The sequence below is a fragment of the Agrobacterium tumefaciens genome (genome assembly GCF_005221385.1).
In the GTDB taxonomy this organism is placed as follows: domain Bacteria; phylum Pseudomonadota; class Alphaproteobacteria; order Rhizobiales; family Rhizobiaceae; genus Agrobacterium; species Agrobacterium tomkonis.
Map to the genome: position 1 here is coordinate 2,311,741 of NZ_CP039903.1, position 15,253 is coordinate 2,326,993.

General features: G+C 59.9%; 14 protein-coding genes and 1 tRNA gene. 10 read left to right on the top strand and 5 right to left on the bottom strand.

What is annotated here, in order from left to right:
* Nucleotides 1-72: 72 nt before the first annotated feature.
* The 4 genes from CFBP6623_RS11710 (at nt 73) to dps (ending at nt 3,365) form a co-directional block, all read left to right on the top strand.
* Nucleotides 73-1,038 carry an ABC transporter permease gene (locus CFBP6623_RS11710; protein ID WP_080841860.1) on the top strand — a complete coding sequence of 322 codons (966 nt, stop codon included), beginning with the start codon at nt 73-75 and terminating at the stop codon, nt 1,036-1,038.
* Nucleotides 1,031-1,999 carry an iron chelate uptake ABC transporter family permease subunit gene (locus CFBP6623_RS11715; RefSeq protein WP_046801529.1) on the top strand — a complete coding sequence of 323 codons (969 nt, stop codon included), beginning with the start codon at nt 1,031-1,033 and terminating at the stop codon, nt 1,997-1,999. The genes CFBP6623_RS11710 and CFBP6623_RS11715 overlap by 8 nt, the downstream gene beginning before the upstream one ends.
* Nucleotides 1,996-2,754 (top strand): ABC transporter ATP-binding protein, encoded by a 759-nt coding sequence (locus CFBP6623_RS11720; RefSeq protein ID WP_046801530.1) that lies wholly within the window; start codon nt 1,996-1,998, stop codon nt 2,752-2,754. Before CFBP6623_RS11715 ends, CFBP6623_RS11720 begins: the two co-directional genes overlap by 4 nt.
* 122 nt (nt 2,755-2,876) lie before the next feature.
* Nucleotides 2,877-3,365 (top strand): DNA starvation/stationary phase protection protein Dps, encoded by a 489-nt coding sequence (gene dps / locus CFBP6623_RS11725; RefSeq protein ID WP_006312098.1) that lies wholly within the window; start codon nt 2,877-2,879, stop codon nt 3,363-3,365.
* A gap of 78 nt (nt 3,366-3,443) precedes the next feature.
* Here dps and CFBP6623_RS26810 read toward each other — a convergent pair whose 3' ends face one another.
* Nucleotides 3,444-3,665 (bottom strand): hypothetical protein, encoded by a 222-nt coding sequence (locus CFBP6623_RS26810; protein WP_161991265.1) that lies wholly within the window; start codon nt 3,663-3,665, stop codon nt 3,444-3,446.
* A 373-nt stretch (nt 3,666-4,038) separates the two neighbouring features.
* On the opposite strand from CFBP6623_RS26810, the gene CFBP6623_RS11735 reads away from it, so the two are divergent.
* Nucleotides 4,039-4,113 (top strand) — tRNA-Gly (locus tag CFBP6623_RS11735).
* A 150-nt stretch (nt 4,114-4,263) separates the two neighbouring features.
* Here CFBP6623_RS11735 and CFBP6623_RS11740 read toward each other — a convergent pair.
* Nucleotides 4,264-5,097 carry an aldo/keto reductase gene (locus CFBP6623_RS11740; protein ID WP_080841858.1) on the bottom strand — a complete coding sequence of 278 codons (834 nt, stop codon included), beginning with the start codon at nt 5,095-5,097 and terminating at the stop codon, nt 4,264-4,266.
* A 66-nt stretch (nt 5,098-5,163) separates the two neighbouring features.
* Nucleotides 5,164-6,345, bottom strand: a complete 1,182-nt coding sequence (locus CFBP6623_RS11745) for an MFS transporter (protein WP_046801533.1) — start codon at nt 6,343-6,345, stop codon at nt 5,164-5,166.
* A gap of 190 nt (nt 6,346-6,535) precedes the next feature.
* Here CFBP6623_RS11745 and CFBP6623_RS11750 point away from each other — a divergent pair, with 190 nt between their 5' ends.
* On the top strand, nt 6,536-7,435 hold the full coding sequence (locus tag CFBP6623_RS11750) for a LysR family transcriptional regulator (protein ID WP_046801609.1): 900 nt from the start codon (nt 6,536-6,538) through the stop codon (nt 7,433-7,435).
* A gap of 9 nt (nt 7,436-7,444) precedes the next feature.
* Here CFBP6623_RS11750 and CFBP6623_RS11755 read toward each other — a convergent pair whose 3' ends face one another.
* On the bottom strand, nt 7,445-8,344 hold the full coding sequence (locus CFBP6623_RS11755; RefSeq protein ID WP_046801534.1) for a LysR family transcriptional regulator: 900 nt from the start codon (nt 8,342-8,344) through the stop codon (nt 7,445-7,447).
* Between the two features lie 134 nt (nt 8,345-8,478).
* Between CFBP6623_RS11755 and CFBP6623_RS11760 the strand changes: the two genes are divergently transcribed.
* From CFBP6623_RS11760 to CFBP6623_RS11775, 4 genes are all read left to right on the top strand, one after another.
* Nucleotides 8,479-9,276 carry an alpha/beta hydrolase fold domain-containing protein gene (locus tag CFBP6623_RS11760; RefSeq protein ID WP_046801535.1) on the top strand — a complete coding sequence of 266 codons (798 nt, stop codon included), beginning with the start codon at nt 8,479-8,481 and terminating at the stop codon, nt 9,274-9,276.
* Between the two features lie 55 nt (nt 9,277-9,331).
* Nucleotides 9,332-10,522, top strand: a complete 1,191-nt coding sequence (locus tag CFBP6623_RS11765; RefSeq protein WP_080841857.1) for an efflux RND transporter periplasmic adaptor subunit — start codon at nt 9,332-9,334, stop codon at nt 10,520-10,522.
* 131 nt (nt 10,523-10,653) lie between these two features.
* The gene (locus CFBP6623_RS11770) at nt 10,654-13,848 is read left to right on the top strand and encodes an efflux RND transporter permease subunit (protein ID WP_046801537.1); all 3,195 of its coding nucleotides are present in this window, start codon (nt 10,654-10,656) and stop codon (nt 13,846-13,848) included.
* A gap of 291 nt (nt 13,849-14,139) precedes the next feature.
* Nucleotides 14,140-14,343: a hypothetical protein gene (locus tag CFBP6623_RS11775; protein WP_046801538.1), complete on the top strand. Its 204-nt coding sequence runs from the start codon at nt 14,140-14,142 to the stop codon at nt 14,341-14,343.
* Between the two features lie 44 nt (nt 14,344-14,387).
* Here the strand turns inward: CFBP6623_RS11775 and CFBP6623_RS11780 are convergent, their stop codons facing one another.
* The gene (locus tag CFBP6623_RS11780) at nt 14,388-15,233 is read right to left on the bottom strand and encodes an endonuclease/exonuclease/phosphatase family protein (RefSeq protein ID WP_080841855.1); all 846 of its coding nucleotides are present in this window, start codon (nt 15,231-15,233) and stop codon (nt 14,388-14,390) included.
* Nucleotides 15,234-15,253: the final 20 nt, after the last annotated feature.

Sequence of the window (15,253 nt, forward strand, 5' to 3'; positions counted from 1 at the left end):
TGCCGAACATCATCAGGGCTCCCGATGGCTTGAGGCCGCCGGGAGCTTTCGCCTTTTCCGGAAACTGCCAACGTGAAGTCCCTTTCACTGATATCAGCCCTTCTTCTGGCCTTGACGCTCGCCATCGTCAGCCTGTTCGTCGGCGTGAGCAACGTTTCACTCACAACGCTTTTCGCACCTGATACGAGCGCGGATGCGCTGCGCGTGCTGCTCGTCAGCCGCATTCCGCGCACGCTGGCGCTCATATTGGCCGGCAGCTCGATGGCGATTGCCGGTCTCATCATGCAGATGCTGGTGCGAAACCGTTTCGTGGAACCTTCAACGGCAGGCACGACCGAATCCGCCGGCCTCGGCCTTCTGGTCGTCACCCTACTTGCGCCCGAAACGCCGATCTTCGGCAAGATGCTGGTGGCAGCCGTTTTCGCGCTTGCCGGAACAGCGCTTTTCCTGCGTATCCTGAGACAGGTGCCGCTGCGCGACGTACTCCTGGTGCCGCTGATCGGCATCATGCTGGGCAGCGTCATTTCCGCCGTCACCACATTCTTCGCCTATCGTTTCGACCTCCTGCAATCGCTCGGCGCATGGATGACCGGGGATTTTTCCGGCGTGCTGCGCGGCCGGTATGAATTGCTGTGGGTCGGCTTCATCTTCGCCATTGCCGCCTATCTCGCCGCCGACCGTTTTACGGTTGCGGGCATGGGCCGCGATTTCACCACCAATCTCGGTCTGAACTATCGCCGGGTAATGGCGCTCGGCCTCACCATCGTCTCGCTGGTCAGCGCCGTCGTCGTGGTCACCGTCGGCATGATCCCCTTTCTGGGGCTGATCGTACCAAATGTCGTCAGCCTGATGATCGGCGACAATATGCGCCGCTCCGTGCCCTGGGTGGCAACACTTGGCGCGGTTTTCGTGCTTTCCTGCGACATCATCGGCCGGACGGTACGCGCGCCATACGAAATACCGATCGGAACCGTGGTCGGCGTCATCGGCAGCGTGCTGTTCCTCTATCTCCTGCTGCGGAAACGCCACCATGCGTGAGAGACATCCCGACCGGCGGGCAAAAACCGTTCTGCTCGTGCTTGCGGCATTCGCACTCATCTCCATGGCCGCCTTCATGACACTCGGCGCGAAGGGCAGCTGGAGTTTCGTGCTGAGCTTTCGCGGCATCAAGCTTCTGTCGCTGCTGCTGGTGGCCTATGCCATTGCCGTCTCCACCGTGCTGTTCCAGACGGTCACCAACAACCGCATCCTCACTCCATCAGTGATGGGTTTCGATTCGCTTTACGTGCTGATGCAGACCGGGCTGATCTTCGTCTTCGGTTCGGCAACGGTCGTCATGATCGATCCGCAACTGAAGTTTCTCACTGAGACCGCCCTGCTCGTCGCCTTTTCCGCCCTGCTTTATCGCTGGCTTTTCGTCGGCGCGGAACGCAGCCTGCATCTCCTCGTACTGGTCGGCATCGTCTTCGGCGTCTTTTTCCGCAGCCTTTCGGGCTTCATGCAGCGCGTGCTCGATCCGAACGAATATACCGTGCTGCAGGATGTGCTCTTCGCCAGCTTCAACTCCATCGACCCGACGCTTCTTGCCGTCTCCGCTATCATCATCGGTGTGGTGACAGCGATCGGCCTCAGGCTGATGCACACGCTTGACGTCCTCTCCCTCGGCCGCGCGACAGCCATCAGCCTCGGCGTCGAATACAAGCGAACTGTCACCATCATCCTCGTGCTGGTCTCCGTGCTCGTCGCCGTCTCCACGGCGCTCGTCGGCCCGGTCATGTTCTTCGGCCTGCTGGTCGCGGCGCTGGCCCATTATCTCACCGGCAACGGCAAACACGCCTATGTGCTGCCGGCGGCGATCCTCATCGCCGTGATCTGCCTCGTCGGCGGTCAGGTGGTGCTGGAGCGGGTCTTCGCCTTCGATACGGCGCTTTCCATCATCATCGAATTCCTGGGCGGTATCGTCTTTATCGGTCTTATTTTGAAGCGGGGTGCGCGATGATCATCGCCAGTCAGATCAGCAAATCCTATGGCGATAACCTCGTCGTCGATGGTGTCTCCGTCTCCATTCCGGCAGGCGGGGTCACCTCGATCATCGGCCCGAACGGGGCGGGAAAATCAACGCTGCTCTCCATCGTCGCACGGCTTATGTCCATGGACACAGGCACGGTGACGGTCGACGGGCTGGATGTGAGCAAGACCGCTTCCGATACGCTGGCAAAGCGGCTCTCGATCCTGCGACAGGACAACCACATCTCCTCGCGCCTGACGGTGCGAGATCTCGTCGGTTTCGGCCGCTACCCCTATTCCAAGGGGCGCCCCACCATCGAAGACAAGGTCTACATCGACCGGGCACTGGAATATCTCAATCTCGAACCGCTGGCTGACCGCTTTCTGGATGAGCTTTCCGGCGGCCAGCGCCAGCGCGCCTTCGTGGCCATGGTTCTGTGCCAGGACACGGATTATGTGCTGCTCGACGAACCGCTCAACAATCTCGACATGAAGCACGCCTCCGGCATGATGAAGATCATGCGCCGCGCCGCCGATGAACTGAAGAAGACCGTGGTTCTGGTGCTGCACGACATCAACTTCGCCTCCTGGTATTCCGACACCATCATCGCCATGCGCGAGGGCCGCATCTGCCATCATGGACCGGCGGAAGAGATCATCCGCCCCGACATTCTCAAGGACATTTATGACATGCCGATCCGCGTCAATGAGATAGACGGCCGGCGCATCTGCCTGTTTTACGAATGACATGATGATTGTGCAGGATTTTTGCTGTCGCGTTCCCTAACATGGAACAGGGCCACAGGCCCGGACGTTAATCGACGGACTTTTCCAAAGCGGCATTCCGTCCGCAACTTCAGGAGACATCGATGAAGACGCACAAGACGAAGAACGACCTGCCTTCCAACGCCAAGTCGACGGTGATCGGCATTCTGAATGAATCGCTGGCCTCGGTGATCGACCTTGCGCTTGTGACCAAGCAGGCGCACTGGAACCTGAAAGGCCCGCAATTCATCGCCGTGCACGAGCTTCTCGACACCTTCCGCACCCAGCTCGACAATCACGGCGATACGATTGCCGAACGCGTCGTGCAGCTTGGCGGCACGGCCCTCGGCAGCCTGCAAGCCGTCTCTTCAACGACGAAGCTCAAGGCCTATCCGACCGATATCTATAAAATCCACGACCATCTCGACGCTCTGATCGAGCGTTATGGCGAGGTGGCGAACATGATCCGCAAGGCAATCGACGATTCCGACGAGGCCGGTGATCCGACGACGGCCGACATCTTCACCGCCGCCTCGCGCGATCTCGACAAATCGTTGTGGTTCCTCGAAGCACACGTACAGGAAAAGAGCTGAGCCGAAGGCATTTGCAGCCTGCTCATCACAGCAAAGCGCCCGAGAGATTCGGGCGCTTTTTTCGTAAAGATGATGCCATCAATGGCGGCGCAAAACCGCAAGCCCTATGTCGCGCAACATTTCATGATCCAGAATGCCGCGCTGGGCGCTACGGATCAAAATTGCTGCACACTCATTGGCAACATGGCTGCTGCGATCTTGAAGGCACTCGAAACAAACACCATCGAAAATATTCTGCAGATCGGTGATTTGTTCTGGCGACAATTGTGCGCCGACTCTTTCAAAAGCTGCGTACGACAAGGCTCATCCTCCCGATGATGATATGCCAAGTATCGTTTCTTTTTTCGTGGGCATCAATTTTGTACACCCGAACGAATCACTTGTCGAATCAGATTTTAACCAAATGTAAACAGGTTATTTTCTGCACTGTCGGTTATCCGCGCGCCCTTTGTCGCTGGAATAAAGGTCAGCCGAAACAACGCTTTCGCCCGGCTATGACCGCGTCTGACGCAGCCTTCGACGCGTGCTTTCGAATAAAGCCGCGACCGGAAGGATTTCCACCGAAACCGCAAAAGAAACTATTGCATTCTAAAATCGATTGAGCGATATAGCACCCGTCGCCGAACTTCGGCGGTCCGCAGTCCAGCGAACTACCCCGGACCAGCGGTTTTGAGCGGGTGTAGCTCAGGGGTAGAGCACAACCTTGCCAAGGTTGGGGTCGAGGGTTCAAATCCCTTCGCCCGCTCCAGTTTTCCAAGATCAACAAACAAAGATTTGCGCAGGTTGCTGTGCCAGATGGTCATCTTGGCAAGGCCAACGTGCGACCATTTTTGGCACCGTGGCCGTTTCCCGCACATGCATGAAACCGGGAGGAGTTACCCCTCCCGGCCCTCATGGTTCAGGCAGCTTCATCCCAGACGGGCGCCAGCCCATCCGGCGAAACAATGCGGCCATCCGGCCTGGCGAGAGCGCGGATCGCCGCCATTTCATCAGCCGACAGCGCAAAATCGAAAATCGCGAGGTTTTCATCAACGCGGGCTTCACTGACGGTTTTGGAGAGAGCAACAACGCCCTCCTGCTGTACGAGCCAACGCAACACCACCTGCGCCACCGATTTGCCCCGGCCTGCGGCGATATCCTTCAGCACCGGATCGGCAAAGACCTTGCCGTCAGCCATGCCGTAATAACCGGTGACCGACATGCCCGCAGCTTTGGCAGCAGCCATCACCACGTCCTGATCGATATAGGGATGATATTCGATCTGGTTGGTGACGATCGGCGCTTTTGAGAGCTTCACAGCTTCGGCCATCAGTGCCTTATTGAAGTTGGAAACGCCGATATGGCGGACCTTGCCGGCTTGCCGGACCTCATTCAGCGCGCCGATCTGCTCGGAGAGCGCCACCGCCTCGTTCGGCCAGTGCAGAAGCAGCAGATCGACATAATCGGTCCTCAGCTTTTTCAGGCTCTCATCGACCGAGGCGAGGAAGGCATCGTGCCGATAATTCTCGACCCAGACCTTGGTGGTAAGGAAGATATCACCCCGCGCCACGCCGGAGCCGGCAATGGCCTCACCCACTTCGGCCTCGTTGCCGTAAATCTGGGCGGTATCGATATGGCGGAAACCCGCCTTCAGCGCATGCGGAACGATGCGCAGGACATCCGGGCCGGGAATGCGGAAGGTGCCGAAGCCGAGCGCCGGAATGGAAGCACCATTGGCAGCAACATCAAACATATATTTTCTCCTATGATATTGCCCGACCAGCCCGAGGGGAATGGCCGGGAATTGGGTGTGAAAAGCTTAAGCCGTCTTCAGCGTCAGCGCGGCGCGGCGATCAAGAGCGCTGCTCCAAAGGGTCAGGAGCAGGGCGACGGCAACGAGGATGGCGCCGACCCACGGGGTTGCAGCAAGACCCATCGGCGATTCCACCACCAGACCGCCGAGCCATGCGCCGATGGCGATGCCGAGATTGAAAGCGGCGATGTTGAGCGCCGATGCGACATCGACGGCACCGGGGCGATGTTCCTTGGCGAGCTGCACCACATAAAGCTGCAGGCCGGGAACATTGGCGAAGGACAGGAACCCGAGCGCGGCAAGCGTGATGAGCGTCAGCACCGGCGAGACGGCCGTGAAGGAAAAGACGAGCAACACGATGGACTGCGCCAGGAAGAGACCGATCAACGCCTTGACAGGGTTATGGTTGGCGATCTTGCCGCCGCCGATATTGCCGGCCGCAATGGCAATGCCGTAAAGCACCAGAATGAGGCTGACGCTCTTTTCCGAAAAGCCGGTGACATCCTGCAGGATTGGCGCAAGAAAGGTGAAGGCGACGAAGGTGCCGCCGTAACCGAGCGCGGTCATGGCAAAGACGATGAGCAGACGGCCGGAACCGAGAACGCGGACCTGATCGAGCAGGCTGGCAGGCGGCGCCTTTTTGAGCGTGTTCGGCAGAAGGGCGGCAATGCCGAAGAAGGCGATGACGCCAAGCCCGGCAACGGCCCAGAAGGTCGCGCGCCAGCCGAACACCTGGCCGATATAGGTGCCGAGCGGAACGCCGGTAACGATGGCGACCGTCAACCCCATGAACATCATGGCAATCGCCGAGCCACGACGGTTTTCCGGCACGAGATCGGCGGCGATGGTCGCTCCGACCGAGAAGAACACGCCATGGGCAAAGGCGGCGATGACGCGGGCGACAAGCAGCATCTCATAACTGGGAGAAAGCGCTGCGGCGCTGTTGCCGATGATGAACAGGGCCATCAGGCCGAGCAGCAGCGGCTTCCTTTCAATCTTTCCGGTCAGCGCCGTCAGGATCGGCGCACCGAAGGTGACGCCCAGCGCGTAGACGCTGACGATGAGGCCGGCAAGCGGCAGGGTAATGTTGAGATCATTTGCAACCGTCGGCAGAAGGCCGACGATGACGAACTCCGTGGTGCCGATCGCATAGGCCGCGATCGTCAGGGCAAATATGGCCAATGGCATGACGAATACCTCTTCGCCCAGCGGGATCGCGGGCGTTCTGGACAGCGGTGCCGTCCGGGTTGGATCATTTGAACAGCGGTGCTGTCCGGTTGGATCAAATCTATGGACGCAATATGGGCGAAGGGGACTTGCATGATAATCGGCAAGGTTGGATAAATACCTTTGAATTGATTTCACAGATGGTATGGCGATGGACAATCGGGCCGGAGAAATGGAAGTCTTCGTGGCGGCGGCCGAACTCGGCAGCTTTTCCGCCGCGGGGCGCAGGCTGAAGCTTTCACCCTCGGCGGTGAGCAAGCTTGTCACCCGCATCGAAGACCGCCTCGGCACCCGGCTGCTTGCCCGCTCCACCCGGCTAGTCACGCTCACACCGGAGGGCGAAGTCTACCTTTTTCGGGCAAGGCGCATTCTGGCCGACATAGCCGAGACGGAGCAGATCGTGGCGAGCGGCGGCAAGGTGGTGCCGCGCGGCCTTTTGCGCGTCAACGCCACGCTGGGTTTCGGCGAACGTTATCTCCTGCCGCTGGCACCTGAGTTCCTGTCGCTTTATCCCGAAATCGAGCTGGATATTTCGCTGACCGACGGTGTTATCAGTCTCATCGAGGAGCGCACCGATATCGCCATCCGCTCGGGCGCGATGGGAGATTCATCCCTGAAGGCGAGAAAGCTGAAAGAGGTGCGCCGGATCATCGTCGCCTCCCCCGCTTATATCGAAAAACACGGCATGCCGGAAACACCGCAGGATCTGGCGCAGCATAATTGCTTCAGTTTCAATTTCAGCCGCAGCCTCAACGAGTGGCCATTTCGTGACCCCGGTTCGGCGGAAGTCTATCGCCTTCCCGTCACGGGCAATGTCGCGGTCAACAGCGGCATGGCGATGCGAAGGCTCTGCCTGACGGGGTTAGGGCTCGGAAGGGTCGGCGAATTTCATATCGAGCCGGATATAGAGGCGGGCCTGCTCGTGCCGGTTCTGGAAGACTATAATGCCGAGGAGATGGAAGTGATCCACGCGGTTTATGCCGGCCACGAACACCTGGCCGCCCGCGTGCGCGCCTTCATCGATTTTGTCGCCGCAAGGGTCGGGCGGTGATTGACCGCCTCAGACCATGCCGTGCACCAGCTTGGCGAGCCAGTCGACAAAAACCCGCACCTTGTTGGTGACGTGCCGGGTCTGCGGATAAACGACATAGATCGGCATGGCTTCGCGCTGCCATTCGGAAAGGACCGGCACCAGTTCGCCACGCGCCAGGTGATCTTTCACCATGAAGATAGGCAATTGCACGATGCCCATGCCCGCCAGCGCGGCATTGAGATAGGTGCGGCTGTCATTCACCGATACCACATAATTCGGGGTCAGCTCGACGCTGCGCACACCATTGTCGAAGGAGGCCGGCATGATCTGGCCGGTGGTGGCATTGAGATAACCCACCGAATAGTGATCCTTCTCCAGATCCTCCGGTTCACGCGGCATGCCGAAATTTTCGATGTAGGACGGCGAGGCAAATGTCTCGAACCGGAGTTCGCCCACTTTACGGGCAATCAGCGACTGATCACGCAGCACGCCGACCCGCAGCGCACAGTCGACATTCTCGGCAATATAGTCGACCAGCCGGTCACCGACACCGAGATCGAGACGGATTTGCGGATAACGCTGGTAAAATTCGCAAAGATGTGGGATAACGACCAAGTCCGCGAAGACACCGGCCATTTCCACCCGCAACCGGCCGGAAGGCTGCACCTGTGCGCTGGACATGCTACCGTCCAGTTCTTCTATTTCCGATAAAATCTGTGAGGCTCGCTCATAATAGAGAGCGCCGTCCGTCGTCAGCATCACCCGCCGCGTGGTGCGGTTGAGAAGCGTGGTCTGCAGATGCGCCTCCAGCGCCTGCACCATGTTGGTCACGGTAGTTTTGGGCATGTTCAGCGCGGTGGCGGCGCGGCTGAAATTGCCGGTCTCGACGACGCGCGTGAAGACCCGCATGGCGGAAAGCTGATCCATCTAGCTATTATCCACTTTTTTGGAATAGTGTTTTCATTTTGACGTACTTGATCGTTTTCTCTCGAACAATAATATGAATTTCAGATTTTGCAAATATGGTGAACTGCCGATGGCGGTACACGGGACCGGATCAAATGAAGGCGCATTGGGAAAACATCGAATGCTGTGGGGGCCCCGCATCCCAGCTTTCCGTGCGCCGTTATGAGAGCGCCGGCCTGTGCAGCCACCCGCCCGTGATCCTTTATCTGCGCGGCGGTTCGTTTCTGGAAAAGGGCGGCAATTGCCCGGAACTTCCGGTAGCCCAGGCCTTAGCGGAAAGCGGTGCCATCGTTGTCGAGGCTGACTATAGCAAGCCATCCGGCAACGAGTTTCCGATGGCGATGGATTGCGCTTTTGAGGCGCTCGACCATCTGAGCCGGGACCGCAAACATTATGGCAGCGCGAAATCGCTGCTGTTCGTGGCCGGCGAAGAGGCGGGCGGCAATGTGGCGGCGGGACTTGCCCTTAAGGCCCGTGACCGCATGCCCGGCAAACTCGCAGGTCAGATTCTTCTGTCGCCCATGATCGACCCGATGATGACGACGGAATCCTTTCGCGACGCGGACAGGATCGGCATGCGTGAGCGCTGGGCGGATGGCTGGAGCCACTATCTTGCCAAGGCATGCGGGTTTTTCCACCCCTATGCCGCGCCCTGCCAGTGTACGCGGCTGAACCGGGTGGCGCCGGCGCTGATCTTTACCGCCGAGGACGACCCTCTGCGCGACGAAACGGTCGGTTATGCCGACAGGCTCATCGCCTCCGGTGTCAGCGTCCGCCAGCATGTTTTCCCCTCCGGCGTTGGCTGGACGGGGCTTTATCAAGGAGAGGGCGGCGGATGGGTCTCATCCGTCTGTTCGGAATTCAAGACCTTCGTTGACCAGTTGAAACACTGATACCGCATTTATTCAGAAACTGACCGGCTCCTGATCGGGAGCCAAGGAGAAACCCATGACGCTGAACACAAAGCGCCGGGCCCTGACGGGCGCCGGTATCGGACTTGCTATGTCCGTTGCAGCCGCAGCACTGTTTTTCGATCTCCCCACCAGCCGCGATGCCACGGCCGCCTCCGCACCTGCCGAGACGCCGGCAATTCCGGTCACCGTCGCCAAGGTGGAAAGCCGCGACGTCATGCGCTGGGAAGAGTTTTCCGGCCGTCTCGAAGCCGTCGAGCGGGTGCAGATCCGCTCCCGCGTCGCAGGCCAGATCAAGGCTGTTCATTTCCGCGAAGGTGCGCTGGTGAAAGAAGGCGATCCCCTCTTCACCATCGACCCCGCCCCCTATCAGGCCGCCGTTGCGGGCGCTGAAGGACAGGTCGCCTCCGCTGAAGCCAAGGTTAGCCTTGCGAAGACGGAACTCGACCGTGGCCGCCGGCTTTCCGATAACCGCACCATCTCCCAGAGCGATCTCGACCAGCGTCAAAGCTCGTTTGCGGATGCGCAAGCCCAGCTTCGCGCCGCCCGCGCAGCCCTGACGACGGCTGAGCTCGATCTCGGTTATACCGAAATCCTCGCACCGGTTTCCGGTCGTGTCGGCCGCATCGAAATCACCGCCGGCAACCTCGTCGCCGCCGGCTCGACTTCGCCTGCCCTGACGACGCTGGTTTCGGTCAATCCGATCTATGCCAGCTTCAACGCCAGCGAAGGCGTGGTGGCCAAGGCGCTTGCCGAACTGCCGCAGACGGACGGCGCCCTGCCGGCTCTCGAACAGATCCCGGTGGAAATCGGCACGCTTTCGGATGAGGGCACGCCGATCAAGGGCACGCTGCACCTGATCGACAACCAGGTGGATTCGGCAAGCGGCACCATCGGTGTCCGCGCCGTCTTCGAAAATCCTGATGGCAGGCTCATCCCCGGCCAGTTCGTGCGGGTGCGCATGGGCGAACCGAAGCCGGAAAACCGCATCGTCATCAGCGATCGCGCCATCGGCACGGATCAGGACAAGCGTTTCGTCTTCGTGGTCGATGCCGAAAACAAGGTGAGCTACCGCCAGATCAAGCCGGGCGCACCGGCCGATGGCCAGCGCATCATCGAAAGCGGCCTTGCCGCCGGTGATACGATCGTCGTCAACGGCCTGCAGCGTATTCGCCCCGGCGCAACCATCGCGCCGCAGACGGAAGACAAGGTTGCTGCCTCGCAGTAACCCGCCTCTTTGATCAGTAAGCGTCCCGCGCTTTCGCGAGACGCCCCTTCAGACAGAACCGGCCTTCACCGGCGGCAGGATTGCCGCCGGAACGGCCTTCGCATTCCCAAAGACCCGGAGAGGGACTGGATATGAATATTTCCAGATTTTTTGTCGACCGGCCGGTATTTGCTGCCGTGCTTTCGGTCCTGATTGTGGTGGCAGGCCTTCTCGGCATGCGCGCCCTGCCGATTTCGGAATATCCCGAAGTCGTTCCGCCATCCGTCGTCGTGCGCGCCACCTATCCCGGCGCGAACCCGACCGTTATCGCCGAAACCGTCGCGACACCGCTGGAAGAACAGATCAACGGCGTCGAGGACATGCTCTACATGGGCAGCCAGGCAACCTCCGACGGCGTGCTGACGTTGACCGTGACCTTCAAGCTCGGCACCGACCCTGACAAGGCGCAGCAGCTGGTGCAGAACCGCGTATCGCAGGCCGAACCGCGCCTGCCGGCGGAAGTTCGCGCCCTCGGCATCACCACCGTCAAAAGCTCGCCCGACTTCATCATGGTCGTCAACCTCGTCTCGAAGACCGACGCCTATGACATCACCTATCTGCGTAACTACGCGACGCTGAACGTCAAGGATCGCCTCGCCCGCATCGAAGGTGTCGGCCAGGTGCAGGTCTTCGGCGCAGGTGACTATTCCATGCGCGTCTGGCTCGACCCGCAGAAGGTCGCCGAGCATGATCTGGCCGCCAGTGACGTTTCCGACGCCATCCGCCAGCAGAACGTGCAGGCCGCAGCCGGCGTCATCGGCGCTTCCCCAAGCCCTAATGGTGTTGATCTTCAGCTCAACGTCAATGCGCAGGGCCGCCTGACCACACCGGAAGAATTCGGCAACATCATCGTCAAGAGCGGCGCGAACGGTGAAATCACCCGCCTGCGTGACGTCGCCCGCATCGAGCTTGGCGCGGCCGATTACACGCTGCGTTCGCTGCTCGACGGTGAACCCGCCGTGGCTGTCGCCGTCCTCCAGGCACCCGGCTCCAACGCCATCGAAATCGCCGACAATGTCCGTGCCACAATGGACAATCTGCAGCTGGCAATGCCTGATGGCGTAAAATACGAGATCGTCTACGACACGACGAAATTCGTGCGCTCCTCCATCGAGAAGGTCGTTGACACACTCCTCGAGGCCGTTGGCCTCGTGGTACTTGTCGTCATCCTCTTCCTGCAGACCTGGCGCGCATCGATCATTCCGCTGATCGCCGTTCCGGTCTCGATCATCGGCACCTTCGCCGTCATGTATGCCTTCGGCTTTTCCATCAACGCCTTGACCCTGTTCGGCCTTGTGCTCGCCATCGGCATCGTGGTGGATGACGCCATCGTGGTCGTGGAAAATGTCGAGCGAAACATTGAAAACGGGCTCTCGCCGCGTGACGCCACCTACAAGGCGATGCGCGAAGTCTCCGGCCCGATCATCGCAATCGCACTGGTTCTGGTCGCCGTTTTCGTGCCGCTTGCCTTCATCTCCGGCCTGTCGGGCCAGTTCTACCGGCAGTTCGCACTGACCATCGCCATCTCCACCGTCATTTCGGCCATCAACTCGCTGACGCTGTCGCCCGCTCTTGCAGCTCTGCTGCTGAAGGAACATGGCGCACCGAAAGACTGGCTGACCCGCTTCATGGACAAAATCCTTGGCTGGTTCTTCCGCGGCTTCAACCGCGCCTTCGGCGCCGCCTCCAACGGCTACGGCAAGACCGTGGGCGGGCTGGTGACGCGCAAGAGCCTTGTCATGATCGTCTATATGGCGCTAGTGGCGGCCACCTACGGCATGTTCACGACAGTGCCGAGCGGCTTCGTGCCGGCACAGGACAAGCAATACCTGATCGGTTTTGCCCAGCTTCCTGATGGCGCAACGCTTGACCGCACGGAAAACGTCATCAAGCGCATGAGCGACATCGCCCTGGAAACACCCGGCGTCAGCCATGCCATCGCCTTCCCCGGCCTGTCGATCAACGGCTTCACCATCGGCTCCAATTCCGGCATCGTTTTTGCGGTTCTCGATGACTTCGAAAAACGCAAGACGCCGGAACTGTCCGGCAATGCCATCGCCATGCAGCTGAACCAGAAATATGCGGGCATTCAGGATGCCTTCATCGCCATGTTCCCGCCGCCGCCGGTCAACGGTCTCGGCCAGACGGGCGGCTTCAAGCTGCAGATCGAAGACCGCGCCGGCTACGGCTACCAGACGCTCGATGAAGCGGCGAAAGCGGTGATCGGCAAGGCCTATCAGACGCCGGAGCTGGCGGGCATCTTCTCCAGCTACCAGATCAACGTGCCGCAGCTCTTCGCCGATCTCGACCGCGCCAAGGCGGAACAGCTGGGCGTTTCCGTCAGCGACGTCTTCCAGACGCTGCAAATCTATCTCGGCTCGCTCTATGTCAACGACTTCAATGCTTTCGGACGGACATACAGCGTTCGAGTGCAGGCAGATTCGCAGTTCCGCGCTCATGCGGAAGATATCGGCCGCCTGAAGGTTCGCTCCGCGACCGGCCAGATGATCCCGCTGTCGACACTGCTGAAGGTGGATGCAACGACAGGACCGGAGCGCACCAACCGTTATAACGGCTTCCTTGCCGCCGATATCAACGGCGGTCCGGCGCCGGGCTTCTCCTCTGGACAGGCACAGGCGGCCATGGAGAAAATCCTTGCCGAAACCCTGCCCGCGGGCGTCGATTACGAGTGGACCGACCTGACCTACCAGCAGATTCTCGCCGGCAATTCCAGCATCGTGGTATTCCCGCTGGCGCTGCTGCTCGTCTATCTCGTGCTCGCCGCGCAATATGAAAGCCTCACATTGCCGATTGCGATCATCCTGATCGTCCCGCTCGGTGTGCTTGCGGCCCTCACAGGCGTCTGGCTGACAGGAGGGGATAATAACATCTTTACGCAGATCGGCCTTGTCGTCCTTGTCGGTCTCTCGGCGAAGAACGCGATCCTGATCGTGGAATTCGCCCGGGAGCTGGAATTCGAGGGACGAACGCCGCTTCAGGCGGCCATCGAGGCAAGCCGGCTTCGTCTGCGCCCGATCCTGATGACCTCACTCGCCTTCATCATGGGCGTGGTGCCGCTGGTCGTCTCCACCGGTGCGGGTGCGGAAATGCGTGCGGCCATGGGTGTCGCGGTATTCTCCGGCATGATCGGCGTGACATTCTTCGGCATCTTCATGACACCGGTTTTCTATGTGCTGGTGCGCAAGCTGGCGGGCAACCGCCCGCTCATCCAGCACAAGCAGGAAGAACCGGCCAATTCGGACTACAAGCTCGAAAAGGCCGGCTGAAACCTTACCTCCCATCCACCGCCACCTTCGACGCAAGCCCGCCGCGCATCATCAGATGCGCGGCGTTTTTTATGGACGGAAATGTTTATGCAACCCTCCTGAAATGGAATCGGTTTCAAATGCTTAACTGGAATAAGCACCTATATTGCACCGCGTTAGAACTGAGAAAAATCAATATAGCTTCACAAATCGCCGAAAACCCGAAGAAACAATGCTGTTTTATGCTTTGTATTTTGTGGTAATTTCCAAGAACTGGGTGATTCGGACTAAATGATTTAGTTCAGGGGCGACATGATGGAGCAGGACTACGAAAACTGGGCAACAACCGTTGCCTATTCTATAGTGATGCATGAGGGTCTTGATCTCGCGCTTGCCGCGCAGAATCTCGACCGGTGCAAGACCAGAAACAATCGAGAGCGACTGATGGAAGCCATTCGCACGTCATTGCTGGAAGCGCGCTCGCGCAACCACATGGCGGCGGCGCAGCGGCTTTAATCCGGCCTGCGCCTCGGCGAGCGACGTGCCATGTCGTGGCGGGATCAGGCCTGAAGTAGATCGGTCCGGACCGCGGCTTTCAGCGGCAGGTGATCCGAAGCGACACGCGCCAGCGCGCTGTCATGCGCCTCCACCTGCTCGACCAGACCTTCCCGGTTGGCGATGATCCTGTCGAGCGCCAGCACCGGCAGGTTGGAGGGAAAACTCGGCACCGCCGGCGGCAGCGCACCGAAAGCGTCCCGAAACGTGTTGAGCGACGAGCCGTTGCCGAGCCGCCATTCGTTCAGATCTCCCATGAGGACGGTCGCGCATTCGTTGCGCGCTTCCAGAAGGCCGATCAATGCCTTCGCCTGCTGGGCACGGGAATGCCGCAGCAGGCCGAAATGGGCGGCGATGACGCGCAGCGTGCCGCCGCTTTTCAGATCCAGCTCCACGACAAGCGCACCGCGTGGCTCCAGCCCCGGCAGTTTCAGCGTATGCACGTCCCTGACGGCACCTTCCCTGAACAGCACGACATTGCCGTGCCACCCGTGCGCCTTCACCCCTGCCTGCACCGGCACGGGAATAAGCCCGCTTTCCCGCTCCAGCCGGGCGAGATCGAGCAGGCCGGTGCGCTCGCCAAAACGGCTGTCCGCCTCCTGAAGGGCAATGATATCGGCACCGATTTCCTGAATGACGCGGCTGGTGCGATCAGGATCGAACTTGCGGTCGCGGCCGACGCATTTATGCACATTGTAGGAAGCAATGACGGGGAAGGGATGATCTTTCGCCGCCTGCACCGCTTTCTGCCGCTGACGATGGTCGCGCAGCGACTGCATGACGAAGGCGGGCAAACTGCTATTTGCCGCCAGGGCCGTTTTTTCGCTGTTCAGCAAACCGTTTTTCTTCACGCGTCAATGTCTCCGCATAT

What these genes read in the sequence shown, in the direction of transcription:
- CFBP6623_RS11760 (WP_046801535.1), top strand. Translation starts at nt 8,479, where the DNA reads ATGAAGGCGCATTGGGAAAACATCGAATGCTGTGGGGGCCCCGCATCC.
- CFBP6623_RS11715 (WP_046801529.1), top strand. Translation starts at nt 1,031, where the DNA reads ATGCGTGAGAGACATCCCGACCGGCGGGCAAAAACCGTTCTGCTCGTG.
- CFBP6623_RS11755 (WP_046801534.1), bottom strand. Translation starts at nt 8,344, where the DNA reads ATGGATCAGCTTTCCGCCATGCGGGTCTTCACGCGCGTCGTCGAGACC.
- dps (WP_006312098.1), top strand. Translation starts at nt 2,877, where the DNA reads ATGAAGACGCACAAGACGAAGAACGACCTGCCTTCCAACGCCAAGTCG.
- CFBP6623_RS11720 (WP_046801530.1), top strand. Translation starts at nt 1,996, where the DNA reads ATGATCATCGCCAGTCAGATCAGCAAATCCTATGGCGATAACCTCGTC.
- CFBP6623_RS11770 (WP_046801537.1), top strand. Translation starts at nt 10,654, where the DNA reads ATGAATATTTCCAGATTTTTTGTCGACCGGCCGGTATTTGCTGCCGTG.
- CFBP6623_RS11775 (WP_046801538.1), top strand. Translation starts at nt 14,140, where the DNA reads ATGATGGAGCAGGACTACGAAAACTGGGCAACAACCGTTGCCTATTCT.
- CFBP6623_RS11750 (WP_046801609.1), top strand. Translation starts at nt 6,536, where the DNA reads ATGGACAATCGGGCCGGAGAAATGGAAGTCTTCGTGGCGGCGGCCGAA.
- CFBP6623_RS11745 (WP_046801533.1), bottom strand. Translation starts at nt 6,345, where the DNA reads ATGCCATTGGCCATATTTGCCCTGACGATCGCGGCCTATGCGATCGGC.
- CFBP6623_RS11740 (WP_080841858.1), bottom strand. Translation starts at nt 5,097, where the DNA reads ATGTTTGATGTTGCTGCCAATGGTGCTTCCATTCCGGCGCTCGGCTTC.
- CFBP6623_RS11765 (WP_080841857.1), top strand. Translation starts at nt 9,332, where the DNA reads ATGACGCTGAACACAAAGCGCCGGGCCCTGACGGGCGCCGGTATCGGA.